This is a genomic window from Pseudomonas sp. V98_8, assembly GCF_029967975.1.
Classification (GTDB): domain Bacteria; phylum Pseudomonadota; class Gammaproteobacteria; order Pseudomonadales; family Pseudomonadaceae; genus Aquipseudomonas; species Aquipseudomonas umsongensis.
The window spans coordinates 48,670-71,291 of record NZ_JASCAE010000037.1; the positions used below are offsets into that span (position 1 = coordinate 48,670).

Annotated in this window: 24 protein-coding genes; 8 read left to right on the top strand and 16 right to left on the bottom strand. The window is 60.9% G+C overall.

Annotation, left to right across the window (positions count from 1 at the left end; genetic code table 11):
* Positions 1-31: 31 nt before the first annotated feature.
* A complete protein-coding gene (gene efp, locus QLG10_RS10680) occupies positions 32-601 on the bottom strand; it encodes an elongation factor P (protein ID WP_008057003.1) in 570 nt (189 codons plus the stop codon).
* Positions 602-649: 48 nt separating this feature from the next.
* Complete coding sequence (gene earP, locus QLG10_RS10685) at positions 650-1,792, bottom strand: elongation factor P maturation arginine rhamnosyltransferase EarP (RefSeq protein ID WP_282487320.1); 1,143 nt, start codon at positions 1,790-1,792, stop codon at positions 650-652.
* A gap of 124 nt (positions 1,793-1,916) precedes the next feature.
* Here earP and QLG10_RS10690 point away from each other — a divergent pair, with 124 nt between their 5' ends.
* A complete protein-coding gene (locus QLG10_RS10690; RefSeq protein ID WP_110749155.1) occupies positions 1,917-2,327 on the top strand; it encodes a hypothetical protein in 411 nt (136 codons plus the stop codon).
* Positions 2,328-2,329: 2 nt separating this feature from the next.
* Positions 2,330-2,812, top strand: coding sequence for a GreA/GreB family elongation factor (locus tag QLG10_RS10695; protein ID WP_110749157.1), 483 nt, complete (start codon positions 2,330-2,332; stop codon positions 2,810-2,812).
* Between the two features lie 34 nt (positions 2,813-2,846).
* Here QLG10_RS10695 and cysB read toward each other — a convergent pair whose 3' ends face one another.
* The 5 genes from cysB to QLG10_RS10720 form a co-directional block, all read right to left on the bottom strand.
* A complete protein-coding gene (gene cysB / locus QLG10_RS10700; RefSeq protein ID WP_008057010.1) occupies positions 2,847-3,821 on the bottom strand; it encodes an HTH-type transcriptional regulator CysB in 975 nt (324 codons plus the stop codon).
* 112 nt (positions 3,822-3,933) lie between these two features.
* Entirely contained in the window at positions 3,934-4,437 is a 504-nt protein-coding gene (locus QLG10_RS10705; RefSeq protein ID WP_110749159.1) for a universal stress protein, read from the bottom strand.
* Between the two features lie 94 nt (positions 4,438-4,531).
* A complete protein-coding gene (locus QLG10_RS10710) occupies positions 4,532-5,437 on the bottom strand; it encodes a 5'-nucleotidase (protein WP_110749161.1) in 906 nt (301 codons plus the stop codon).
* Between the two features lie 25 nt (positions 5,438-5,462).
* Entirely contained in the window at positions 5,463-6,419 is a 957-nt protein-coding gene (locus QLG10_RS10715) for a putative 2-dehydropantoate 2-reductase (RefSeq protein WP_282487321.1), read from the bottom strand.
* On the bottom strand, positions 6,416-6,802 hold the full coding sequence (locus QLG10_RS10720; RefSeq protein ID WP_083349446.1) for a thioredoxin family protein: 387 nt from the start codon (positions 6,800-6,802) through the stop codon (positions 6,416-6,418). Before QLG10_RS10720 ends, QLG10_RS10715 begins: the two co-directional genes overlap by 4 nt.
* Between QLG10_RS10720 and QLG10_RS10725 the strand changes: the two genes are divergently transcribed.
* A complete protein-coding gene (locus QLG10_RS10725) occupies positions 6,801-7,244 on the top strand; it encodes a PilZ domain-containing protein (protein WP_020800384.1) in 444 nt (147 codons plus the stop codon). The genes QLG10_RS10720 and QLG10_RS10725 overlap by 2 nt on opposite strands.
* A gap of 127 nt (positions 7,245-7,371) precedes the next feature.
* On the top strand, positions 7,372-8,448 hold the full coding sequence (locus QLG10_RS10730) for a 3-deoxy-7-phosphoheptulonate synthase (protein WP_020800383.1): 1,077 nt from the start codon (positions 7,372-7,374) through the stop codon (positions 8,446-8,448).
* Between the two features lie 72 nt (positions 8,449-8,520).
* Here the strand turns inward: QLG10_RS10730 and QLG10_RS10735 are convergent, their stop codons facing one another.
* Positions 8,521-8,808: a GNAT family N-acetyltransferase gene (locus QLG10_RS10735; protein ID WP_020800382.1), complete on the bottom strand. Its 288-nt coding sequence runs from the start codon at positions 8,806-8,808 to the stop codon at positions 8,521-8,523.
* A 639-nt stretch (positions 8,809-9,447) separates the two neighbouring features.
* Between QLG10_RS10735 and oprI the strand changes: the two genes are divergently transcribed.
* The gene (gene oprI / locus QLG10_RS10740; RefSeq protein WP_003183784.1) at positions 9,448-9,699 is read left to right on the top strand and encodes an outer membrane lipoprotei OprI; all 252 of its coding nucleotides are present in this window, start codon (positions 9,448-9,450) and stop codon (positions 9,697-9,699) included.
* A 124-nt stretch (positions 9,700-9,823) separates the two neighbouring features.
* Here oprI and QLG10_RS10745 read toward each other — a convergent pair whose 3' ends face one another.
* The 3 genes from QLG10_RS10745 to QLG10_RS10755 all read right to left on the bottom strand — a co-directional run bounded on the left by QLG10_RS10745 (position 9,824) and on the right by QLG10_RS10755 (position 12,285).
* Positions 9,824-10,795 (bottom strand): L,D-transpeptidase family protein, encoded by a 972-nt coding sequence (locus tag QLG10_RS10745; protein WP_020800381.1) that lies wholly within the window; start codon positions 10,793-10,795, stop codon positions 9,824-9,826.
* Positions 10,796-11,329: 534 nt separating this feature from the next.
* Positions 11,330-11,623, bottom strand: coding sequence for a hypothetical protein (locus QLG10_RS10750; RefSeq protein ID WP_008055299.1), 294 nt, complete (start codon positions 11,621-11,623; stop codon positions 11,330-11,332).
* 56 nt (positions 11,624-11,679) lie between these two features.
* A complete protein-coding gene (locus tag QLG10_RS10755; RefSeq protein ID WP_188264715.1) occupies positions 11,680-12,285 on the bottom strand; it encodes an arylesterase in 606 nt (201 codons plus the stop codon).
* 10 nt (positions 12,286-12,295) lie between these two features.
* Here QLG10_RS10755 and QLG10_RS10760 point away from each other — a divergent pair, with 10 nt between their 5' ends.
* From QLG10_RS10760 to greB, 3 genes are read left to right on the top strand one after another with little or no spacing between them, the layout of a single operon-like run.
* Positions 12,296-12,979: an ABC transporter ATP-binding protein gene (locus QLG10_RS10760; RefSeq protein WP_020795464.1), complete on the top strand. Its 684-nt coding sequence runs from the start codon at positions 12,296-12,298 to the stop codon at positions 12,977-12,979.
* Positions 12,979-15,483, top strand: coding sequence for an ABC transporter permease (locus tag QLG10_RS10765; RefSeq protein ID WP_188264714.1), 2,505 nt, complete (start codon positions 12,979-12,981; stop codon positions 15,481-15,483). Before QLG10_RS10760 ends, QLG10_RS10765 begins: the two co-directional genes overlap by 1 nt.
* A 36-nt stretch (positions 15,484-15,519) precedes the next feature.
* Complete coding sequence (gene greB / locus QLG10_RS10770) at positions 15,520-16,017, top strand: transcription elongation factor GreB (RefSeq protein ID WP_020795466.1); 498 nt, start codon at positions 15,520-15,522, stop codon at positions 16,015-16,017.
* A gap of 4 nt (positions 16,018-16,021) precedes the next feature.
* Here the strand turns inward: greB and QLG10_RS10775 are convergent, their stop codons facing one another.
* The 5 genes from QLG10_RS10775 to QLG10_RS10795 all read right to left on the bottom strand — a co-directional run bounded on the left by QLG10_RS10775 (position 16,022) and on the right by QLG10_RS10795 (position 22,177).
* Complete coding sequence (locus QLG10_RS10775) at positions 16,022-16,330, bottom strand: class I SAM-dependent methyltransferase (protein WP_188264713.1); 309 nt, start codon at positions 16,328-16,330, stop codon at positions 16,022-16,024.
* A 272-nt stretch (positions 16,331-16,602) separates the two neighbouring features.
* A complete protein-coding gene (locus QLG10_RS10780; RefSeq protein WP_282487322.1) occupies positions 16,603-17,574 on the bottom strand; it encodes an XdhC family protein in 972 nt (323 codons plus the stop codon).
* 1 nt (position 17,575) lies between these two features.
* Positions 17,576-18,811: a cytochrome c gene (locus QLG10_RS10785; RefSeq protein ID WP_282487323.1), complete on the bottom strand. Its 1,236-nt coding sequence runs from the start codon at positions 18,809-18,811 to the stop codon at positions 17,576-17,578.
* Between the two features lie 2 nt (positions 18,812-18,813).
* A complete protein-coding gene (locus tag QLG10_RS10790; protein WP_007982256.1) occupies positions 18,814-19,353 on the bottom strand; it encodes a (2Fe-2S)-binding protein in 540 nt (179 codons plus the stop codon).
* On the bottom strand, positions 19,346-22,177 hold the full coding sequence (locus QLG10_RS10795) for a xanthine dehydrogenase family protein molybdopterin-binding subunit (protein ID WP_282487324.1): 2,832 nt from the start codon (positions 22,175-22,177) through the stop codon (positions 19,346-19,348). The genes QLG10_RS10790 and QLG10_RS10795 overlap by 8 nt, the downstream gene beginning before the upstream one ends.
* Positions 22,178-22,622 lie beyond the last annotated feature (445 nt).

Genomic DNA, 22,622 nt, shown 5'->3' on the forward strand with positions numbered 1-22,622 from the left:
TGGTCGGGCTTTTTCATTCCTGAAGCAGTGCTTATTTAGCACGGCCTTTGTAGGAACCGCCTTCGCGGGTATCGATCTCGATCATGTCGCCGATTTCGATGAAGTCAGCAACCGACAGCTCGGTACCGTTCTTCAGTTTGGCAGGCTTCATCACCTTGCCGGAAGTGTCGCCGCGAGCGGAACCTTCGGTGTAGTCAACCTGACGCACGATGGTGGTCGGCAGCTCTACGGAAACCAGGCGGCCTTCGAAGAACACGGCTTCGCAAACGTCGGTCATGCCTTCTTCGATGAACGGCAGAACGCTTTCGATGTCTTCGGCATTCAGTTCGTACATGGTGTAGTCGGTGGTGTCCATGAACGTGTAGCTGTCACCGCTGATGAAGGACAGGGTCGCTTCTTTGCGGTCCAGGATCACGTCGTCCAGCTTGTCGTCGGCGCTGTAGACGGTTTCGGTCTTGTAGCCGGTCAGCAGGTTTTTCAGCTTGGTCTTCATGATCGCGCTGTTACGGCCCGACTTGGTGAATTCAGCTTTCTGAACCAGCCAAGGATCGTTGTCGATACGGATCACGGTACCGGGTTTGAGTTCTTTACCAGTTTTCATTGCGAATATCCGAATTTGGATGGGATTTACAAAAATCTAGGCCGCGTATCATATCCAATTTACATAAAACTGTACCAGCGCTGCGGCAAGATCGGTGTGCAAGGCCTGTTCCAGACACCACGTCTCGGCGTGTTTTTGCAGCTGTGGCCAGTGTTTGCGCGTTGAATGCCAATGGTCGGTCATTGTCTCACCGGCATTCCAGGCCCGCCAGAGACCGCTGATCGCCTCGCCAGCCGCAGGTGTCAGGTCCTTGGTATAGAGCGCGAGGAAGGCTTCGAGCTTGTCCAGATGAACATCTTCCTCCTGCTGATAGATGTGCCACAACATCGGCCGTCCCGCCCATTGCGCGCGGACAAAGGAATCTTCGCCGCGTACGGCGTTGAAATCACAGCACCAGAGCAACGGGTCATACTGGTCCTGTCGGACGAACGGCAGCACCTGCACGGTCAAGGCATCGCGCACATGCAGTGCCCCCGCCTGCAGGTCCCTCACGCCCAGCCAACGCTCGACGTCACCCAGGATACGCCCTTGCGGCACCAGCAGATGAGTGGGCATCGAGTCGCTCGCCAAGGTGTCCAGCCAGCTGGCCAACCCGGCATTTTCATAGGCAAACAGCGAAATCAGTAGCGCACCGGGCACCCGATCGACTCCCAGGCCTTGCAGGAAGGTTTGCTGAGCCTCGGGACTCTGCTGGAATTGCCGGCGCCGTTCGAGTAATCCGCTTTCACGCAGCAGGCCGCCCGTACCTTTTTGGAACCCGGGGAAGAAAAAGTGCTTCTGGACGTGTTTATATTTTACCGACGGCAAGCCGTGGCAGCCGATCACCCAATCCTCGGCGCTCAGGTAATCGAGGTTCATCCACAGCGGCGTTTTGTCCCGCTGCGCCATGGCGTCCATGTAGGCGCCTGGCAACTGGCAGGCGAACGCGGCGATCACCACATCGGCCGCTTCGACCGGTTGCCAGTCGGCCGACCATTGACATACCTCGACACCCTGGTGCCATTGCCGGCCAGCGTGAATGTCGATCTGCGGACACAGGCGCTCGAAGGCGCGCAGATCGTCGACCCACAAACGCACCTCCACCCCGTGCTCGGCCACCAGTTGCCGGGACAGCCGCCAGGTCACGCCGATGTCGCCAAAATTGTCGACCACGGTGCAAAAAATATCCCAGCGGGTTTTCATATCAGGCATTCCAGGCTCCCGTTGGCAAAGGTGCCAATTGTCCGCATAAATCAGCCCGCGCAGAAGAGCCGACGCCGATTAATCTTCGTGCGACAATCGGCACTCGCCCGCGACCCCTCGCCAGGAGGCAACCATGCCCTACCGCCCTACTCCGCGCCGACCCATTGCGATTCACCTCAGCGCCCTGCAACTGACCGGCAGCATCGCCCTGGGCCTGTGGCTGGGTTTCATCGCCATCGCATTGACCGGCTGGCTGGTGTCCCGGCTTTTTTTCAGCGAGCAACTGGCGCCGGTCGCTGCCGCGGTGGAACAACTGGCCAAGCCGGCGGTAGTGGCACCTCCGGTGCCGGACATCCCCGCACAGAGTCCGTTGTTCGAGCAGTATGAAGAAAACCTGCGCAAGAACGAGCAGGCGCAACGACTCGACCAGGCGCGCGGCAGCAACCGCAACCTGTCGAACCCCCGCTGCCAGTTCTGGTTGCAACAGGACCAGACGGCACCGAGTGAAAAAAGCCGCGCCAACGTCCTGCAATTCTGCGATTGATCATGAATAAGCACACTGTCCACCAACTGATTCTCGACAAACTGCGGGTCGATCTCGACATTGCCGAGCGCGCGGCGCAAACCGCTTACGAAACCGCGACCCACGAAGAAAACATCGCTGAAAACAAGTACGACACCCTGGGGCTGGAGGCGTCTTACCTGGCTGCAGGCCAAGCCAGGCGGGTCGAGGAGATTCGCCAGTCACTGGCGCTTTGCCAGAACCTGCCATTGCGTGCGTACGACGAGCAACGGGGTATCGAGATAGGTGCGCTGCTCGGCCTGGAGGACGAAAAGGGCCGCGAGCAATGGTTGTTCCTGGCGCCGGATGCGGCGGGCCTGAAGGTTGACCTGGTGGGGCAACTGATTACCGTCATCACCCCGCGCTCACCGCTGGGCAAAAGCCTGCTGGGCAAGTTCGCAGGCGACGAGGTGGAGATTCTGGTGGCGGGCGCTCGGCAACAGTTTGCTGTCACCGAGGTGATTTGACCGGCTGCCCTGCCAACGCGGCCGGGCCGCTCTATCAGTGAACCGGCAGTTCGACGCCGTCGAACAGCTCTTCCAGCTCCTGTTTGTTGTGGCACTGGATGGCCTTGGCCATGACTTCGCGGGTCAGGTGCGGGGCGAACTTCTCGATGAAGTCACACATGAAACCGCGCAGGAAGGTGCCGCGACGGAAACCGATCTTGGTCACGCTGGATTCGAACAACTCGCTGGCATCGAGCACCACCAGGTCGTTGTCGAGCTTGGTATCGACCGCCATTTTCGCCACGATACCCACACCCAGGCCCAGGCGCACGTAGGTCTTGATCACGTCGGCGTCCGCGGCGGTGAATACTACCTTGGGCGTCAGGCCACGGTGGCTGAAGGCTTCGTCGAGCTTGGAACGGCCGGTGAAACCGAACACATAGGTCACGATCGGGTATTCGGCCAGGGCTTCGAGCGTCAACTTCGAGAGTTTGGTCAGCGGATGCCCTTGGGGCACGACCACACAGCGATTCCAGCGATAGCAAGGCATCATCACCAGGTCGCCAAACAGTTCGAGGGCTTCGGTGGCAATGGCGAAATCCACGGTGCCATCAGCGGCCATCTCGGCGATCTGCATCGGCGAGCCCTGGTGCATGTGCAGGGCAACGTCCGGATACTGCTTGATGAAATTGCTGATCACCGGCGGCAACGCGTAGCGCGCCTGGGTGTGGGTGGTAGCAATCGACAGGGTGCCTTTTTTCTCGTTGGAGAATTCCTGGGCGATCTGCTTGATGCTTTCGACCTTGCGCAGGATCTCGCCAGCGGTGGTGATAATGCGCTCACCGGCCGGGGTAACGCGCGTCAGGTGCTTGCCGCTGCGGGCGAACACTTCGACGCCCAATTCGTCTTCCAGCAAACGGATCTGCTTGCTGATGCCCGGCTGAGAGGTGTAGAGACTTTGGGCGGTAGCGGAAACGTTGAGGTCGTGGTGCGCCACTTCCCAGATGTAGCGCAATTGTTGGAGCTTCATATGAATCCCTCAAAGCAGGTAGACGCCACGGGCATCAGCGACGGTATATAACTATATTAATGGTTTGAAGAATAAATCTAGAACTTTTTGTTAAAATGCCATTATTCGTGTTCTAGCGATCCCCTTGGCGACGACGCTGCACCAGCGGCACCAGGTAGACCGGTACCTTGGCCAGTTGCAACACACGCGCTGCGGTCCGGCCCAAAGGCGTTTCAGCACCCGCACCATGGCTGTGGCTCCCTACGATGAGCAAATCCACCGAGAGTTTCTGCGCCTGGTCGAGAATCACCTGCGATGGATCCCCCTGCAGCACCCGTACCGCCTTGATCCGCTCAAGGTCCTGCTCCCCCTCGTCACCCAACTCTTCGCGAAAATTGTCGAGCACCCGTTGCTCGATGCTGGCAATCACCGTGTTAAGACCCTGGCTGTGAAATTCGTTCAATGCCTGCTCATCGAGATAACTCTGCAGCACCGATTCGGCAAACAGCCCCATGGGCTCGACGGCGTGCACCACATACAGGTCGGCATTGAATGTTCGGGCCAATTCCAGGGCATGCTGCATCACCACAGGTGCGTACAGCCCGAGGTCAGTGGCATACAGCATCGAACGAATCATATGACCTCCTCGCGTGCCAACATGGCGGAGATTGATTCAGCTTAGCAGTGCCTTGGCGAGAGCGACATCTGGCGTAACACGTTGAACGGCGGGCTTAAACCTTTTGCTCGTTGCTTATGCCATGCGGCACATGGCCGGTAGCAACCACTTCGCGGGCCAACTCGCAGTGACCCGCCTGATCGTCGAAAAACACATCGGCGGCAAAGGCTTCGAGAAAGGCCGACTTGGTCAGGCCACCGAGAAACAGCGATTCATCCAGGCGAATATCCCACTCCCGCAACGTACGGATCACCCGCTCATGGGCCGGCGCCGAGCGTGCCGTGACCAGTGCCGTGCGAATCGGACAAGCATCATCCGGGAATTCGCGCTGCAACAGATTGAGGGCAGCGAGGAAGCCCTTGAACGGCCCGCCGCGCAAAGGCTCGCGGGCCGCTTCGCGCTCGCTGGCCTGAAACGCTTCCAGGCCACCGGCTTGGTAGACCCGCTCGGACTCGTCGGAAAACAGCACGGCATCACCGTCGAAGGCAATGCGCAGTTCATCGCTGGCCGCACGGCTGGCGCCGCCGGACAGAATGGTCGCCGCGGCGAATCCGGCGTCCAGTGCACTGCGTACGTCATCGGCGTGGGTTGAAAGAAACAGATCGCAGCCAAAGGCCTTGAGGTACGGATACGGACTGCGTCCTCCGACAAACGCCGCACGGGAAATCGCCAGTCCATAGTGATGGATCGAGTTGAACACGCGCAGGCCGGTGTCGGCGCTGTTGCGCGACACCAGGATCACCTCGACCCGGGCCCGGCCGAGGTGGGCATTGAGGTTGAGGAGTTTTTGCACCAGCGGGAAGGCGTCACCGGGCTCGAGGATTTCTTCTTCGTGTTCAATCTGATATTGCCGGTAGGCCTCGACGCCACTCGACAGGTAGACCTTGTGGCTTTCACTCAGGTCGAACAACGCTCGCGAAGAAATCGCCAGCACCAACTTGTCGTCTATGGACTTTGGCATCCCCTTCCCCCTCCGGTTGATCGACTCAGGTATTACGTCGATCGATGAAACTCAAACTGCGATACATCGCCTCGATCCGTGGCAATTCACAGCCGACGGCCTTCGCCGCGGCCAGTGGCCGGGCGTAGATGGCCTCCAGTTCCAACGGACGCTTGTGCAAAAAATCGTGGTACATGCTCGGCCAGTAGTCCGGCATTCTCTGCGTCACCTGCAAAAGCTGCTCGGCATAACCGGCGGGCACTTCGTGACCGCAGGCGGTTGCGCCCTGGATCACTTCGGCCATTAGCGAGCTGATCAGCTCACGGCTGTCGGCGTCGGCCATCAGCGGCGTGGTACTCGCCCCGAGCAGCACGGACAGGCCGTTGTAAGGAATATTCCAGACCAGTTTCTGCCAGCGCGCCTGATGCAGGTTAGCCATGGCCTGGGCGTCGATGCCAGCCGCGCGAAACAACCCGGCCCCCTCCTCGACAATCGCGGCACGCGATGGATCATCGGACGCCGGCCCGCTGTGATAGCCGACATGTACCGCCCCCAGCGCCTGATGAGTAATGACACCGGGGCCCTGGCGATGGACGCAGATATAACAGAGCCCGCCCAGCACATGCAGCGCATCGGGCAGCAGTTCACGCAGGCTGTCTTCGACATCCAGGCCATTTTGCAATAGCAGCACCCTGGCATTCGGTGCGGCGGCCTGCACGATGGCGGGCGCGAGATCGTGGTTACTGGTGGTTTTTGCGCCAACCAGCAACCAGTCGCAAGGTGGCATGTCTTCGGCCGCCGAGTAAGCCTGCACCGGATTCAGCGTCAGCGCTCCATGTACAGCGCTGTGCAGTTGCAGCCCGCGCTCGGCCACCGCACGAAACTCGCTGCGCAACAGAAAATGCACATCGTAGCCGGCCTGAGCCAGCATCATCCCGTAGAACCCGCCGATGGCCCCGGTCCCGATAATTCCGATTTTCGGTTTCGCAACTGCACCCGTCATGGCAACTCCTCTGCTGTTCGACCCAATGCCCGCCCCAGAGCGGCGTTGAGCTCGGCGCCGGTCAGGCGCGATTTTAGTGCCCCGAAGAATTCGCCGTCGCGTACGACAAACAGCGCCGGCAAGTGAAAGACCTGATATCGCTCGACCACCCCTCCATTGTTGCCGGCATCGATCCAGCACAGGCGATCGACGTCCAGGTCGAGCGCAGGCAGCTGCTCACGGGCAAAACGACAGGAGGCGCAGCCGACACTGGTGAAAATCACCAGCGATACGCCGCTCATTGCCAACAGCCGTTGGTCGGCGTCGAAATCGGTCAGTTCCAATTCGACCACTATACTGGGTGGAACAATGTCAGATGGCCGACACATGGAGTCCGTGCTCATGGGACGTTTTCTTCCTCATCCTGACGATATACCTGTCGAGTTGACGTTGCTCAAACCTGAGTGCATCTCCAGGCAACAGCTGCACACTATCAGCCTCGGGGGCATGGCTTGCAATTATCACCGCGCCTGGCGCCATGGCACCGCGCTGGAGGTGCGCATGCCGACCCTGAACCCGGACCTGCGCTTTCTGGGCTATGTGGCCTGGTGCCTGCGACGCAAGCGAGGCTATCTGGTGGGCATTGCCTTCGTCGACGAACAGACGCTTTTCAGCGCAAGAATGGGTGAGCAGGTGTGCCAGATCGAGCGCTACTGCCGCCAGCATGACGCCCACAACGACTTGCAGGAAATCCAGGCCCTGGCCCTGGAGTGGGTCCAGCAGCATGCCGACGAGTTCTCCCACGACAAGGTCCACCAGGCATTTGCACAGGCCGTACTGGATTAAACCGGGCCAGCCCATTGTCGAGCCACGGTGTAACGCGCTAAGGTTCTGCTCCCCGACGCGCTTAATTTGCTGTGCTCCGCCGCGCGGGTTCGCTGGCGGCCGGCACCCGTGACCTGACGAGTAAACGATGGCTGATTTACCGATCAACGACCTAAACGTCGCTTCCAACGAGACGCTGATCACTCCTGACCAGCTCAAGCGTGATATCCCCCTGAGCGATGCCGCCCTGCGCACCGTCACCAAGGGCCGCGAAGTCATTCGCAACATTCTCGATGGGACCGACCATCGCCTGTTCGTGGTTATCGGGCCTTGCTCGATCCACGATATCAAGGCGGCCCACGAGTACGCCGAGCGCCTGAAGGTCCTCGCGGCGGAAGTGTCCGATACCTTGTATCTGGTCATGCGCGTGTATTTCGAGAAGCCACGCACCACCGTTGGCTGGAAAGGCTTGATCAACGACCCCTACCTGGACGACTCGTTCAAGATCCAGGACGGCCTGCATATCGGTCGCCAGCTGTTGCTGGACCTGGCCGAAATGGGCCTGCCAACCGCTACCGAGGCACTCGACCCGATCTCCCCGCAATACCTGCAGGATTTGATCAGCTGGTCGGCCATCGGTGCGCGTACCACCGAATCCCAGACTCACCGTGAAATGGCTTCCGGCCTGTCCTCGGCCGTCGGCTTCAAGAACGGAACCGATGGCGGCCTGACCGTAGCGATCAACGCCCTGCAATCGGTTTCCAGCCCGCACCGTTTCCTGGGCATCAACCAGGAAGGTGGCGTGTCGATCGTTACCACCAAGGGCAATGCCTACGGTCACGTCGTACTGCGCGGCGGCAACGGTAAGCCGAATTACGATTCGGTCAGCGTAGCCCTGTGCGAACAAGCGCTGAACAAAGCGAAGATCAAGCCCAACATCATGGTCGATTGCAGCCACGCCAACTCCAACAAGGACCCGGCCCTGCAACCGCTGGTGATGGAAAACGTCGCCAACCAGATCCTCGAAGGCAATCAGTCGATCATCGGCCTGATGGTCGAAAGCCACCTGAACTGGGGTTGCCAGGCCATCCCGAAAGACCTCGCCGACCTGCAATACGGCGTGTCGATCACCGATGCCTGCATCGACTGGACTGCTACCGAAAACACCTTGCGCAGCATGCATGCCAAGCTCAAGGAAGTACTGCCAAAACGCCAACGTACCTGATTGGCGCTTGCCGCAGACAAAAAAACGCCGGGCTGAGCCCGGCGTTTTTTTATGCCGCGATTTTCTCGAGGGTCACTGGCTCAGCTTGGCAGCATGGCGCTGGTGACGCTCCATGTAGCGCTCGACGTAGGAGCACGAGGGAATGACGGTATAGCCCATTTCCTCGGCGTACTGCAGCGCCTGTTCGGTCAGGGCCGCGGCAATGCCGCGACCGCGCAATGCATTGGGCACAAATGTGCGATAGATATCCAGGGTCTGTTTCCCCAGATCCATATAGGTCAGGTAGGCACGATGACCGTCCACATTGGTCTCGAATTGATGACCAGCCTGGTCATGGTGGATGGACAACGCCTCGCTCATCACTACTCCTCGCGGGTCTGGAATTCTGACCCCTACCTTACCGATGTTTTTCCGGCGAAGGAACAACTACGCCACCCCGTGCCTGAATCGACACCGAGAAGAGCTACACCGATCTCGCGCAACCGAGCACGTACAAATAGTAGGCACCATTGGCAGAAATGCTCAAGGTTCGCTCGTCATCATGCTGGTTGGCAGGTGCTGCTGTGGATAACGCAGGAAACAGCTCGATCGAAGGTCTTGCACCGATCGGTAGCCTGAACATTGCCGGATGTTGAGACATAAGACGAGCGCCCCTCGTTAAAGTCACCTGAACATGGAGAAAGATATGAGAGACACCGCGCAATTTCCGAACAAAAGTGTAGACGAATGCATCTAGAAGGACTTTAGCCAAGACCGGAAAAAGAGCTTTGGGCCTGGGGAACTTTTCCTTGGCGGCTCGCTCATCTCGGGCCTTGCAGCTGGATATTTTTTATACAACGCAGTTAAAAGTTGCTCGAAAAAGAATCAACGCCTACAATTTTTTTTGCTTCTTGCTTCACGTCAGTTTACTTACGACAAGTAATGGGTAGTATGTACGCCGGCTATTTCCTCACTCGGAGGAGACAGCCACTTAATAGAAAGTCCTTGAAGGGGAACACGATGAACAACGTTCTGAAATTCTCTGCTCTGGCCCTGGCCGCAGTTCTGGCTACCGGTTGCAGCAGCGCATCGAAAGAAACCGAAGCACGTCTGACCGCTACTGAAGACGCAGCAGCTCGCTCCCAAGCTCGTGCAGACGAAGCTTACCGTAAAGCTGATGAAGCTCTGGCTGCTGCTCAAAAAGCACAACAGACTGCTGACGAAGCTAACGAGCGTGCTCTGCGCATGCTGGAAAAAGCTAGCCGCAAGTAATAGTCCTTCGGGATTATTATCAAGCCGACCCATTTTTTGGGTCGGCTTTTTTATTGCCTGCAGTTTCCTGCAGCCAATAAAAAACCCGCCGACGCGGCCTGCGTCGGCGGGTTTTTTTCAGGCATTACTGCAGCGGGTCGATCGGCGCACTCGTCACCATGGCCGCGGTAGTGTTCGGCACGCCGATTTCCACCGGCAGGCCATCTTCGGCAGCCACTACATCGCGTACCACATCCCAGTTCATACGCAGGTTATTGGTGATGTCTTCACGCTTGAGCATCGCGTTGATCACCGCAGTGTGCTTGTCGACCACCGACGGGTTGCCCTTGTCATCCAGCGGCGTGTGCGCTTCCAGGTAGACCTTGCCGCCACTCACGCCGAACTTGTAGGAGTCGTTGATGATCCGCACCGACGTTCCAACCGGCACCATGCCTGCCATTTCCAGCACGTTATTGTTGAACATGCGGAAGCAGCCATGGCTGGTGCGCATGCCGATGCCGAACTTCTTGTTCGAGCCGTGGATCAGGTAGCCCGGCGTCCCCAGGGTGAACTTGAACGGCCCCAGCGGGTTGTCCGGGCCGGCCGGCACCACGTTGGGCAGCGGATCACCATCGGCGGCATGTTCGGCCTTGATCGATGCTGGAGGCGTCCAGGTCGGGTTCGGCGTCTTGGCGGTGATGCTGGTGTGGGCAATCGGCGAGCCCCAACCTTCACGACCGATACCCAGCGGGTAGGTGTACACCACGTTCCGCCCTTTCGGGAAGTAGTAGAGGCGGTACTCGGCGAGGTTGATCACAATACCTTCACGTGGCCCTGGCGGCAGGATGAAGCGGGTTGGAAGCACGATTTCAGTGCCGGCGCCAGGCAACCATGGATCGACGCCAGGGTTGGCGGCCACCATTTCCGAATAACCCAGGTCGTAGGTCGTGCCCAGGTCGGCGAAGGTATCTTCGTACTTGGCCTTGATCACCTGCACCTGACCAACGATGTCTTCACCAGGCGGTGGCAGGGGTAGCTCCAATGCTGCGACGGGACCCGCTACACAGAGGGCGGCAAGTGTCAGGCAGCGGGTGACGGCGGGAAAGCGCGGCAACATCCGGAAAATCCTTTGCATGATCGACATAGGGTATAAGAACGCGATTGTACACCGCTGGCCGTTATTTCGGGGAGGTTGCGGGGGGTGTAGGCGATGCAAGGCATTTCATGCGGAGAGCTGGCTGCCAGTCAAGGCAGACTGACATTGCTTGTTGACAGAGTACATATCCATTCCTGCGGTCACGGCCACTTAGGGTTTCGCCCTTACGGCGAGTCACTTGGAAAAGCCCGTAGGAGCGAGCATGCTCCGGGCGGCGTTCCGACGATGGAGGTCAACGATGACGCGGGAAGCCTGACACCCCGTTGTGCTCTCAGGTTTTTCGCGAGCATGCTCGCTCCTACAGGGGATCTGGTACGGCCGCAAAAATCAGGTCGGCTGTCAGGCCGCCTCGCTTTGGCTTTGCCGTAAGGGCGAAACCATAAGTAGCCGTGACCGCAGCAATGGATATGTACACAGTAAACAAAACATAGGTCGACTGTCAGGCCGCCTTCGCTGGCAAGCCAGCTCCTACAGGGGCCGCCACCACAGAGAAGATCAAAGCTCGAACCGCAACTCCGGCCAGATCGGCGACGTGCCACGCTTCTGCGATTCCAGAATGGCCCGGCACAACGAACACAGGCGCTGGTCCTGGAACACCCGGCGATCGACGTTCGACCAACGCGGTTGAGCCGGCAGCAGGCTGCCGCACAGGGTCCGGTCTGCCGAGCCGCCCAGTTCCAGTTGTCGGGTCACCAGGTGTACCCGCACTTCCTGGCAGGCGAACAGATCCAGCTGTTCGTCAGGCTCGATCAGTTGGTAGGCATAAAGTGACCAGGCAGAACGCGGCATCGGGGGCTCCAAATCGGGGGCGCCACCTTAGCCGAAAGCCCGCTCCTAGAAAAGTGTCATAACAGTGGTTTTAGCGTAGGCCAGACATTTTCCAGCAACTTGTCCTGAGCCCCGGCTGCCGGGTGAATGCCATCGGCCTGCATCAGGTCCGGATGACCGCCCACGCCGTCGAGGAAAAACGGCACCAACGGGACGTTTTTCTCATCCGCCAGGTTGCTGTAGACGTCGGCAAAGGCCTTGGTGTATCGAGCACCGTAATTGGGTGGCAATTGCATGCCGAGCAACAGCACCTTGGCGCCCGCGTCCTGCGACTGTTGAATCATCGACGCAAGATTTTGTTGCAATTGTGTTGGGAGCAAGCCGCGCAGGCCGTCATTGCCCCCCAACTCGAGGATCACCAACTCAGGCTTATGCTCTGCAAGCAGCGCCGGCAGGCGTGCCTGGCCGCCGGCACTGGTGTCGCCGCTGATGGACGCATTGATCACCTTATCGTCGAAACCTTCGCGCTTGAGCCGCTGCTCGAGCAACGACACCCACCCCAAGCGGGTATCCAGTCCGAAACCGGCGCTGATACTATCGCCAACGATCAGGACTGTACCCGCCGCTGCGTTCTGGGCCATGCACATCAAGGCCAGGCCAGCACTCAAAAACCACACACGCATCGGATTCTCCATGGGCGCAAGCATTCTCACCGCGAAGAACCTTAGCAAAGTGGTTCCCAGCGCGGAAGGTGAACTGACCATCCTGCACCAACTCAGCCTGGAACTGAACAAGGGCGACAGCCTGGCCATCGTCGGTGCCTCCGGTTCGGGCAAGTCCACCCTCCTCGGCCTGCTCGCCGGCCTCGACTTGCCGAGCAGCGGCGAAGTCACCCTCGCCGGCCAGGACCTGAGCAACCTCGATGAAGACCAGCGGGCACGCATCCGCGCCGAACACGTGGGTTTCGTCTTCCAGTCATTCCAGCTGCTCGACAGCCTCAACGCCCTGGAAAACGTCATGCTGCCGCTGGAGCTCGATGGCCGCCAGGACGCCCGTGGACGCGCCACCGAGCTGTTGCAACGGGTCGGCCTGGGGCAACGCCTGACCCACTCGCCACGCCAGCTCTCCGGCGGTGAACAGCAGCGTGTGGCGATTGCCCGGGCGTTTGCGGCCGAACCCGACGTGCTGTTTGCCGACGAGCCCACCGGCAACCTCGATAGCCATACCGGCGAGCGCATCAGCGACCTGCTGTTCGAACTCAACCAGGAACGCGGCACGACCCTGGTGCTGGTGACCCATGATGAACGCCTGGCACATCGCTGCCGGCGCCTGATCCGCCTTGAAGCCGGCCTGCTGGTCGCCCCTCTGGAGCCTTGATGGCACGCCTGCCGCTGTTGCGCCTGTTCAGTCTCGCCGTCCGTCAACTGTTGCGCGATGCCCGCGCCGGTGAACTGCGCGTGCTGTTTTTTGCCCTCGTGGTCGCGGTGGCCGCCAGTACCGCCATCGGCTATTTCGGCGCGCGCCTGAATGGCGCGATGATGTTGCGCGCCACGGAGTTTCTCGGAGCCGACCTGCTGCTCGAAGGCAGCTCGCCAGCGCGCCCCGAGCAAGTAAGAAGCGGTACCGAGCTTGGCCTCGAACACGCCCGGGTGGTGGAGTTTTCCAGTGTTATCGCCACGGACAACGGCATACAGCTCTCCAGCATCAAGGCGGCAGACGACGTCTACCCACTGCGCGGTGAGCTGAAAAGCGCCCCTGCGCCTTTCGCCCCGGAAGAATCCGGCGGCGGGCCGAAACCCGGTGAGGCCTGGGTCGAAGCCCGGCTGCTGACGGCGCTGGACTTGAAGATCGGCGACAGCATCGATGTCGGCATGAAAACCCTGAAGCTGGCACGGGTACTGACCTACGAGCCCGACCGCGCCGGCAACTTCTACAGCCTGACGCCGCGGGTGCTGATCAATCTCAGCGACTTGCAAGCCACTGGCGTGGTGCAGCCCGGCAGCCGGGTCAGCTACCGCGAACTCTGGCGTGGCGATGCCTCGGCCCTGGAAACCTATCGCCAACTGATCAAGCCCGGCCTGGCCGCCAACCAGCGCATCCAGGATGCCCGCGACGGCAACCGGCAGATTGGCGGCGCACTGGGCAAGGCCGAGCGCTATCTGAATATGGCCAGCCTGGTGGCGGTATTGTTGGCCGGGGTGGCCGTAGCGTTGTCAGCGACGCGCTTCGCCACCCGCCGCTTCGATGCCAGCGCGCTGCTCCGCTGCCTGGGCCTGTCCCGCCGGGAAACCATGGTGCTGTTCAGCTTGCAGTTGGCCGTACTCGGCCTGCTCGCCAGCCTTGGCGGCGCCGTCATCGGCTGGCTGGCGCAATTGGGTCTGTTCGCCTTGCTGCACGATTTGTTGCCGACCGATGTCCCGCCGGGCGGCCTGCTCCCGGCCATCGCCGGTATCGGCACCGGACTGGTGGCCCTGGCTGGTTTTGCCCTGCCGCCGCTGGCGGCGTTGGGTCGGGTTCCCCCCTTGCGTGTCTTGCGCCGGGACCTGCTGCCGATCCCTTCCAGCACCTGGATGGTCTACGGCGCGGCGCTGGGCGCCCTCGGGCTGATCATGTGGCGCCTGAGCCTTGACCTGGTGCTGACCTTCGCCCTGCTCGGCGGCGGCGTGGTCGCGGCACTGATATTGGGTGGCTTGCTGTTGCTGCTATTGAAAAGCCTGCGACGCCTGCTGGCTCGTGCCTCCCTGCCGTGGCGCCTGGGGCTGGGCCAATTGCTGCGCCATCCGCTGGCAGCCGCAGGGCAGTCCCTGGCATTCGGCCTGATCCTGCTGTCGATGGCGTTGATCGCCCTGCTGCGCGGCGAGTTGCTGGACACCTGGCAGAACCAGCTGCCCAGGAACGCACCGAACTATTTTGCCCTGAATATCCTGCCTGCGGACAAGCAGGCGTTCACCGACCGCCTGATCTCGTTGTCGGCGCAATCGGCGCCACTGTATCCGGTAGTCCCCGGACGACTGATCAGCATCAATGGTGAACCGGTGCAGCAAATCGTCACCAAGGAATCGGCGGGTGACCGGGCTATCCAGCGTGACCTGAGCCTGACCTGGGCGGCAGACCTGCCCGCGGGCAACAAGATCACCGCCGGCCATTGGTGGCCAGAGCAACCGCCGGATGACATCCCCGGCGTGTCGGTGGAGGGCAAGGTCGCCGAGAGCTTGAAACTCAAGCTCGGCGACCATCTGGTCTTTACGGTCGGCGGGGCCAATCGCGAGGCGAAAGTCACCAGCCTGCGGGAGATCAACTGGGATAATTTCCAGCCGAACTTCTTCATGATTTTCCAGCCAGGCACCCTGAAGGATTTGCCCGCCACCTACCTGACCAGCTTCTATCTGGCGGCAGGGCATGACCAGCAGATCGTCGACCTGTCGCGCAGTTTTCCGGCGGTGACGATCCTGCAAGTCGAAGCGCTGCTGGCGCAATTGCGCAGCATCCTCGCCCAAGTCACCCTGGCAGTGGAATACGTACTGTTGTTTGTCCTGGCGGCAGGGATGGCGGTGTTGTTTTCCGGCCTGCAGGCGACCCTGGACGAACGCATTCGCCAGGGCGCCCTGCTGCGGGCGCTGGGGGCCGAACGGCAACTGCTGGTGAAGGCACGACGGATCGAGTTCGGATTGCTCGGCGCGGTCAGCGGCCTGCTCGCGGCACTCGGTTCGGAAGTCGTCAGCCTGGTGCTCTACCGCTACGCCTTTGACCTCCCCTGGCATCCGCATCCATGGCTGCTGGTGCTGCCACTGATCGGCGCCGTGCTGATCGGCGGTGCTGGTGTGTTCGGCACCCGGCGCGCCCTGAATGCCAGCCCCCTGACAGTCCTGCGCGAGGGTTGATAGACTCAAGCGCTCCTGATTCGAAGAAAAGTTGCCATGAGCCGTTATCGCCCTCCCCGTACCGCCGGTACCGCGCTGATCACCCCCGAAGGTGAAGCGCGGATGCGCGCCGAGTTTCATGAACTGTGGCACGTACGCCGCCCCCAAGTGACGCAAGCAGTCAGCGAAGCGGCAGCCCAGGGCGATCGTTCGGAAAACGCCGAATACACCTACGGCAAAAAAATGCTGCGCGAAATCGACAGTCGCGTGCGCTTCCTGACCAAACGCCTGGAAGCCCTCAAGGTCGTCAGTGAAAAGCCCAGCGATCCGAACAAAGTTTATTTTGGCGCTTGGGTCACGATTGAAGACGAGGATGGCAAGCAATCACGCTATCGCATCGTCGGGCCGGATGAACTGGACCTGAAACAGGGCTTGATCAGCATCGACTCGCCCTTGGCCCGCGCCCTGATCGGCAAGGCCCTGGACGCCGAAGTACGGGTCCAGACACCGACGGGTGAGCAGTGTGTGTACATCGTCGAGATCGACTATCCCTGAGGCCTCAGCGACGGGTAATCAGCCCTTGCCGGGCGACACGGGTCAGTTGCCTGATCATTTCCGGGGCGTCTTCGACGCTTGGCGACTGAATCACTGCCAGGTCAAAACTGTCCGCGGCAAAACGCGCCAGGGATTCACCGTCTTCGACAAACTGGATCAGGAAAGCTGCTGGCCCACCGATACGACGTGGCCAACCATCGAGATAACGCAGGAGCGTCGGCTGATGTTTACCGCCAAGCAGGATTTTTGGATTGCGCTGGGTGAGATGTGCCGTGATCGGCGCGGGACGTACAACAGGGCTTAGTGCATTCATCGAGTCGTGTCTCAGCCTCAAAAAGTCTGCATGGCAGGTGAGAGGCAACACCGAACCAGCGCTTTAGCGGTATTTCGAAGCCTGCTTCAAGCTTCTGTCGGTAACTCAATGAGTTACCTGGCGCCCCGCAAGTAGCTGTTTAAATCGGCGCATGGGCAGCATCCTAGAGAAGCTGACCGGACAGTGTCAAGAATGACGCACAACAAAAAAGGCTCGTCCAATCAAGCGACGAGCCTCCTTTCGAACAAGCCTTAGCCCTGACAGGGACTGCATCACAGCCGATCGCGAGGGATCCCGCTGCGAATTCGCAGGATATCGGCAAGTACCGCCAGGGCGATTTCCGCCGGGGTCTTGCTGCCCAGGTTCAGCCCGATGGGCGCATGGATCCGCGCCAGTTGCGCTTCACCCAGCCCACCAATGCGCCGCAAGCGCTCGAAGCGCTTTTGCGAAGTCTGCAGTGATCCCATCACGCCGATGTAGAACGCGTCGGTACGCACCGCTTCCATCATCGCCAGGTCATCGATGCGCGGATCGTGGGTCAGCGCCACCACCGCCGTGTCGCTGTGGCAGCCCCCGTCGGCGATGAACACCGAGGGCAATTGACGACGAATCTCCACGTTACCCAGCACCACGCCTTCCAGCACTTCGTCCCGCGGATCGCAAAGAATCACCTCGAAGCCCAGGCCTATGGCGAACTCCGCGCAGGCCTGCGCGACACTGGAGTACCCGGCCAGCAACAGGCGCTGCGCCGCACCGATGCGCAGCCTGACGCGATCGATCTCGCGCTCGACGCGCACACCCTGCTCGCGATCATCGAACAGACTGCGCGCGCCGCTGGCCAGGTCGACTTCACGGATCAGCCGACGCCGGCCCAATAGCGCCGACTCCAGCTCCCGCAGATGCGCCTGCACCTCACAGACGGGCTCGAGCTTTTCCACCAGCACTTCGAGCACGCCACCGCAGGGCAGGCTGATCCGCGAGCGCGGGTCATCGCCTTCGCCGTAGCGCACGACGCTGACCGTTTGCTCGAATGCACCTTCGGCGACGCGTTCGAGGAAGTCCTCCTCGACGCACCCACCGGACAGCGATCCGATCCACTGCCCGTCAGCATTCACCGCCAGCAACGAACCCGGCGCCCGAGGCGCCGAGCCGTAGGTGGCCAGTACGCTGCACAGCCACACACGCTGTCCGGCCGCCGACCATGCCAGCGCGCGGCGCACTACCTGCAGATCCAGATGCTGCATGTCAGTGCGCCTTGTGCTCGAGCGGCGGCGCGTCAGCCCGCAGCTTCTGCACATCGTTCAAGGCCAGGTCACCCGGTTGACCGCCCCACACCTGGCGCAGGTAGTTCAACAGGTCCGCAAGCTGCTCGTCGGTGAGCTTTTGCGCGAAACCGGGCATGGGTTGCATGTGTTCGAATCCTGCGAACTTCTGCTCGCCGATGCCATCGTCGATCACCCGAACCAGGTTGCGCGGATCTTCCAGGCGCAGGGTGGTATTGCCGCGCATGGCGACGGCAATATGCGGTTTGCCTTCGCCACCCGGCGCGTGGCAACCGGCACAGACGTTCAGGTAGTCCTGCCGGCCGCGCTGTGCGCTGGCACTGAGCTGGTCCAGCGGCACGTCGGTCAAGACTTTCGCCGCTGGCGGCTGGTCGCCGAGGAGGAAGGTTGCCATCGCCGCCAGGTCCGGATCGTTGAGGCCCTGGGTACTGTTGTGGAACACCGGGAACATCTCGTTGAACATGGTGCCCTGGGCGCTCATGCCGTGCTTGAGGAACGAGCTCAGGTCCTGGTGATTCCAGCCACGGGCCGCCAGGTCAGTGGCCAAGAGACTTGGTGCCAGGTAGCCGTTGAGAATACCGCCGGTCATGCGTTTATCCTGCTGCATCGCACCCGGCAGACCACGTGGGGTGTGACATTCGCCACAGTGACCGAGCACGTCGACCATGTACTGGCCACGCTTCCAGGCTTCGCTTTTGCCTTCGGTCGCAGCCAGCTTCACGTCCTTGCCGTACATCATGTTCCAGCCCATCAGGCCCAGGCGCACGTTGAACGGAAAACTCAGGCTCGTGACCGGCGCGGCGCGCTCAATCGGCTCGACGGTTTTCAGGTAGGCGTGGATCGCGTCGGAATCCTCACGCGGTACCAGGTGATACGAGGTGTAGGGCATCGCCGGGTACAGGTTGGCGCCATCACGTCGCTTGCCTTCGGTGAGCGCCGCGAAGAACTCATCATCGCTGTACAAGCCGATGCCGTGCTCTTTGCTCGGGGTGATGTTGGTGCCGTAGATGGTACCGAACGGCGAGACGATCGCCAGGCCGCCTGCATAGGGCGCGCCACCCAGTGCGGTGTGGCAGGCCATGCAGTCAGCGGCGCGGGCGAGGTATTCGCCGCGCTTGACCTGATCATCCGCCTGCGCCAGCAACACGGGCACAGCCAGGCCGACCGCCAGGGTCAGGCGGGTAAGTAATTGCTTCATGCTTAGCCCTCCTTGACCAGGCCGAGATCGGTCAGCACGTTGCGCGTGGCGCTGTAGTAGCGCACGTATCCGGTGCAACGGCAGATGTGGTGACCGAGGCTGTCCTCGATGACTTTTTCCAGCTGGCTCTTGACGATCGGCTGACGCTGCAGCTTTTCCACCAGCACCGTCGCGGCATTCACGAAACCTGGCGCGCAGTAGCTGCACTGGAAGGCGAACTCGTCGACGAAGCGCTGCTGGATCGGGTTCAGCTCGGTGACCTTGCCCTGCTCGTCACGGGTCGCATGACCTTCGATGGTCCGGACTTTCTTGCCTTCGAAATAGTGTGCGCCGGTGATGCAGGTGCGCACTTCTTCACTGGTGCCGTCGGGGTTGTCGACGATCACCACGCAGGCGTGGCAAATGCCTTGGCCGCAGCCCAGGCGCGAGCCAGTGAGGTTCTTGTACTCGTGCAGGTAGTCGATCATCGGCAGGTCATCAGGGATGTCCACCGGGCCGACGGATTGACCGTTGAGGGTCAGTTGAAGCGGACGGTTAGCCATTGAGGGCCTCCTTGATGCGTGCAGAAGTGATAGGCAGGTCGCGGACACGCTTGCCAATGGCGTGGGCCACGGCGTTGCCAATGGCACCGACCACCGGGATCATCACCACCTCGGCGATGCCCTTGGACGGATCGCTCGGCGATAGCGGCGGCAGGATTTCCGCGGTCTGCTTCCACACCGCCACGTGCCGCGCCATCGGCAAGCGGTAACGGTTGAAGTTCCAGTCACCCTCCCCCGGTCCGCCTTCGTACAGCGGCATTTCTTCCATCAGCGCGTGGCCGATGCCCATGGCGATGCCACCTTCGATCTGGCCCTTGACCAACTCTTCCACCAGCACCCGACCGCACTCGACCCACGAGTGGTGATTGAGCACCGACACTTCGTTCGAACCCTTGTTCACCTTCACTTCCACCAGCGTCGCCACGGGGCTGTAGTAAGTCACCGCCGCATTGTTCAACTGGGTTGGCGGATAGGCGATGTTCTGCCGATCCAGCAGATGGAAACCGGCGCTGCTCATCTGCGCTTTCTTCGCCTTCGGCGCACCGTCGCCGTACTTGACCGCCAGGCCATCGAGCGGCAAACGCTCACGCACGCCGTCGATGCTGTACTCGGCCTCAGCCCAGCTCCAGCGGTTGAAGCCGTGCACCGTGGCACCGGTGACTAGGCCCCGTTCGTGGGCACGCTTGGCCAATACTGCGAACGGCAAGGGTTCCATGCCGTTGGCGGTGAGCTTGCCGTCGACCCAATGGGCGTCCTCGCGGCGCACCACGTAAGGGTTGGCCTGGCCGCCGTAGGGGCCTTGGCGCCAGATCTCCAGCGCCGCCGGCCACAGGCCGTGGTTGAACAGCACACGCGCCGCTTCACGGGTGGCGTGGCTGAAGTAATAGGCGGAGTTGGTCGCCGACGACGCCGACGCGACCTTGCCGACCCAACGCGGGTTGCGCAGGAAGTTGTCCTGTTCGGCCTGGCTCATGATGTACGGGTTGCCGCCGCTGATCAGCTGCAACTCTTCCCATTCGGTTTCACCGGTCTTCACTTCGTGCGCCGGGCTGCCGAGGAAATCGGCCACTACCATCGCCTGCGAGGTAGACATGCCGGTACCGATTTCGATACCGATGTGGCGCAGGGTGATGCGACCGTCAATGGTGTATTCGATGCTGGCCATCGGCGCTTCGGAGCCGGTGCCGAAGTCTTTCTGGCAAATGGCGAAACCGACGCCATACCAGTGGTCCGGGTCCGCCGATTCACGTTGTTGCTTGATCGCCTGACGGTTTTTCCAGACTTCGTTGACCGCGGCCTTGTCGAGAATCTCGTGCAGGCGCAGCGCACCGGCCGGGATCGCGCCCTGGGTGTTTTTCATGCCCGAACGCAGGGCGTTCTTGCGCCGCAATTCAATGGCATCGACCCCGAGGCGATCGGCAATTTCATCGACCATCATTTCCGTGGCCGCCATGCTCTGCAGCGTGCCGTAGCCGCGCATCGACCCGGCTTCCACCGCGCGCGAATGATAGGCGGTGACCTGCAGATCGTTCTGCGGCATGTAGTAGATCGACTGCGCCGCCGTGGCGCCTACTGCCGCTACAGACGGGCTGTAGTTGACCCGCCCGCCGCCGTCGACGCTCATCTCGGCGCGGAAGATCTTGAAGCTGTGGTCGGTCTTGTCCACCGCCAACTGATAGCGGATATCGAACGGGTGACGCTTGATGCCGCTCTGGAATTGCTCGTAGCGGTCGTTGGCCAGGCGTACCGGGACACCGGCGCCGTACAACGCCGCCAAGGCCGCGTAGTAGACGAAAATGTTGTGGTCTTTCGAGCCGTAGCCGACGGTGTAGCCAGGATGCATGTTCAGGTTCGCCAGGCCGAAACGCGACGGCGCGATCATCTTCGCGGTCTCGGTTGCGGTCTCCAGCGGGCACTGTGTCGCAACGACAAAGTGCAGGGTCTTGGTCGCCGGGTCGTACCAGCCGTTGCCGTTGTCCGGTTCCATCGCCGCGGGTTCGATCGACGGGGTCTTGTAGCGCTCGTCGAATACCAGCCAGTTGTCTGGCGGCGTATCGATCTGCTGCTTCATGCGGTCGGCGTAGAACAGGCCGCGCTCGGTCAGGTTGCCGTGCAGGTTTGGCTGGGAATTCCACACCGGGCGACGGTTTTTCAGCATCGGAAACAGGATCGAGTCCTTGAGGCTGGCGAATTCGTCTTCGTCCGCCGAGGTCGGCCCGCCCACGCGCACGTAACGGAAGCTGCCATAGGGATCGCCTTCGTAGAACGGCACTTTTTCACCGTAGCGAATGGCCTTGTCATTGAACTTGAGCTGAGCCTTGGCCTGGCGGAAACGTTCGAAGTCGTTCCAGATCAGGATCGCCACTGGGTGACCGATGAACATCGGCACCTTGCCGGCCGGCAACAGTGGGTCAGGGGCGTGCTCTTCGGGGAAGACGATGCCATCCTTGACCAGGTCGTCGGCGGTGACGATGCGATCGGGCTGCAGGTCGGCACCGAGCCACGACAGGTCATAGCCGTCATAGATACGGTCGGCCTTGATGGTTTTCAGCAGCATGGCGTGGCCTTGCTGCTGCGGCCAGCCCGGCATGTCCTTGGCACGGATGTCGCGGGCAAAGACCTTGCTGCCGCAGACCTTGGACAAGGCGTCGTTGCGGGCGCGTGCCTTGCCGTTGTTACCAAGCCATTGCTCGGACGGCACGGTGACGCTGTTTTCCATCAAGGCTGCCAGCGCCTGACTGCTCAGCGGTGCAAGCGTCACGCTCACACCCGCCACCAGCCCGCCCTGAAGGAACGAGCGCCGGGATATTTCACGGTTGGACATGGATCATCCTATGAGCGGCCATGGAGGCCACCCTTCTGGTTATGTTCTGGAAATCTCGAGTCGTGCAGAAGCCCCTTTTGACGATGCAAGGGGCCGTGATGACAATGCGAAGTTGACCGAAAGGTTAACTTTAAAGGTTTATTCGCTCGCGGAAAACAAAAAACTGACCAGAAAATCAAAAAACCGCGACTTTTCGACGCAGCTGGTTGGCCACGGCTTCAGAAGTTCGCCGTTACGCAGAAAGATTCGAGGGGAGGTATCACAGAGGAGAAGAAGCCAAATTTCAGACACAAAAAACCCCGGCCTTTCGACCAGGGTCTTTGCTATCGACGCGAAGTAAAGCAGTGGCTTTCTTCGTAGCTCCAAGGCGTTCAGTGGGCCTCGGGGCAGATATGGCGCAGCGGACGGGACTCGAACCCGCGACCCCCGGCGTGACAGGCCGGTA

Excerpts from the sequence above, each read along its gene's own strand:
- efp (WP_008057003.1), bottom strand. The coding sequence starts at position 601 with ATGAAAACTGGTAAAGAACTCAAACCCGGTACCGTGATCCGTATCGAC.
- earP (WP_282487320.1), bottom strand. The coding sequence starts at position 1,792 with ATGCCTGATATGAAAACCCGCTGGGATATTTTTTGCACCGTGGTCGAC.
- QLG10_RS10690 (WP_110749155.1), top strand. The coding sequence starts at position 1,917 with ATGCCCTACCGCCCTACTCCGCGCCGACCCATTGCGATTCACCTCAGC.
- QLG10_RS10695 (WP_110749157.1), top strand. The coding sequence starts at position 2,330 with ATGAATAAGCACACTGTCCACCAACTGATTCTCGACAAACTGCGGGTC.
- cysB (WP_008057010.1), bottom strand. The coding sequence starts at position 3,821 with ATGAAGCTCCAACAATTGCGCTACATCTGGGAAGTGGCGCACCACGAC.
- QLG10_RS10705 (WP_110749159.1), bottom strand. The coding sequence starts at position 4,437 with ATGATTCGTTCGATGCTGTATGCCACTGACCTCGGGCTGTACGCACCT.
- QLG10_RS10710 (WP_110749161.1), bottom strand. The coding sequence starts at position 5,437 with ATGCCAAAGTCCATAGACGACAAGTTGGTGCTGGCGATTTCTTCGCGA.
- QLG10_RS10715 (WP_282487321.1), bottom strand. The coding sequence starts at position 6,419 with ATGACGGGTGCAGTTGCGAAACCGAAAATCGGAATTATCGGGACCGGG.
- QLG10_RS10725 (WP_020800384.1), top strand. The coding sequence starts at position 6,801 with ATGGGACGTTTTCTTCCTCATCCTGACGATATACCTGTCGAGTTGACG.
- QLG10_RS10720 (WP_083349446.1), bottom strand. The coding sequence starts at position 6,802 with ATGAGCACGGACTCCATGTGTCGGCCATCTGACATTGTTCCACCCAGT.
- QLG10_RS10730 (WP_020800383.1), top strand. The coding sequence starts at position 7,372 with ATGGCTGATTTACCGATCAACGACCTAAACGTCGCTTCCAACGAGACG.
- QLG10_RS10735 (WP_020800382.1), bottom strand. The coding sequence starts at position 8,808 with ATGAGCGAGGCGTTGTCCATCCACCATGACCAGGCTGGTCATCAATTC.
- oprI (WP_003183784.1), top strand. The coding sequence starts at position 9,448 with ATGAACAACGTTCTGAAATTCTCTGCTCTGGCCCTGGCCGCAGTTCTG.
- QLG10_RS10745 (WP_020800381.1), bottom strand. The coding sequence starts at position 10,795 with ATGTTGCCGCGCTTTCCCGCCGTCACCCGCTGCCTGACACTTGCCGCC.
- QLG10_RS10750 (WP_008055299.1), bottom strand. The coding sequence starts at position 11,623 with ATGCCGCGTTCTGCCTGGTCACTTTATGCCTACCAACTGATCGAGCCT.
- QLG10_RS10755 (WP_188264715.1), bottom strand. The coding sequence starts at position 12,285 with ATGCGTGTGTGGTTTTTGAGTGCTGGCCTGGCCTTGATGTGCATGGCC.
- QLG10_RS10760 (WP_020795464.1), top strand. The coding sequence starts at position 12,296 with ATGGGCGCAAGCATTCTCACCGCGAAGAACCTTAGCAAAGTGGTTCCC.
- QLG10_RS10765 (WP_188264714.1), top strand. The coding sequence starts at position 12,979 with ATGGCACGCCTGCCGCTGTTGCGCCTGTTCAGTCTCGCCGTCCGTCAA.
- greB (WP_020795466.1), top strand. The coding sequence starts at position 15,520 with ATGAGCCGTTATCGCCCTCCCCGTACCGCCGGTACCGCGCTGATCACC.
- QLG10_RS10775 (WP_188264713.1), bottom strand. The coding sequence starts at position 16,330 with ATGAATGCACTAAGCCCTGTTGTACGTCCCGCGCCGATCACGGCACAT.
- QLG10_RS10780 (WP_282487322.1), bottom strand. The coding sequence starts at position 17,574 with ATGCAGCATCTGGATCTGCAGGTAGTGCGCCGCGCGCTGGCATGGTCG.
- QLG10_RS10785 (WP_282487323.1), bottom strand. The coding sequence starts at position 18,811 with ATGAAGCAATTACTTACCCGCCTGACCCTGGCGGTCGGCCTGGCTGTG.
- QLG10_RS10790 (WP_007982256.1), bottom strand. The coding sequence starts at position 19,353 with ATGGCTAACCGTCCGCTTCAACTGACCCTCAACGGTCAATCCGTCGGC.
- QLG10_RS10795 (WP_282487324.1), bottom strand. The coding sequence starts at position 22,177 with ATGTCCAACCGTGAAATATCCCGGCGCTCGTTCCTTCAGGGCGGGCTG.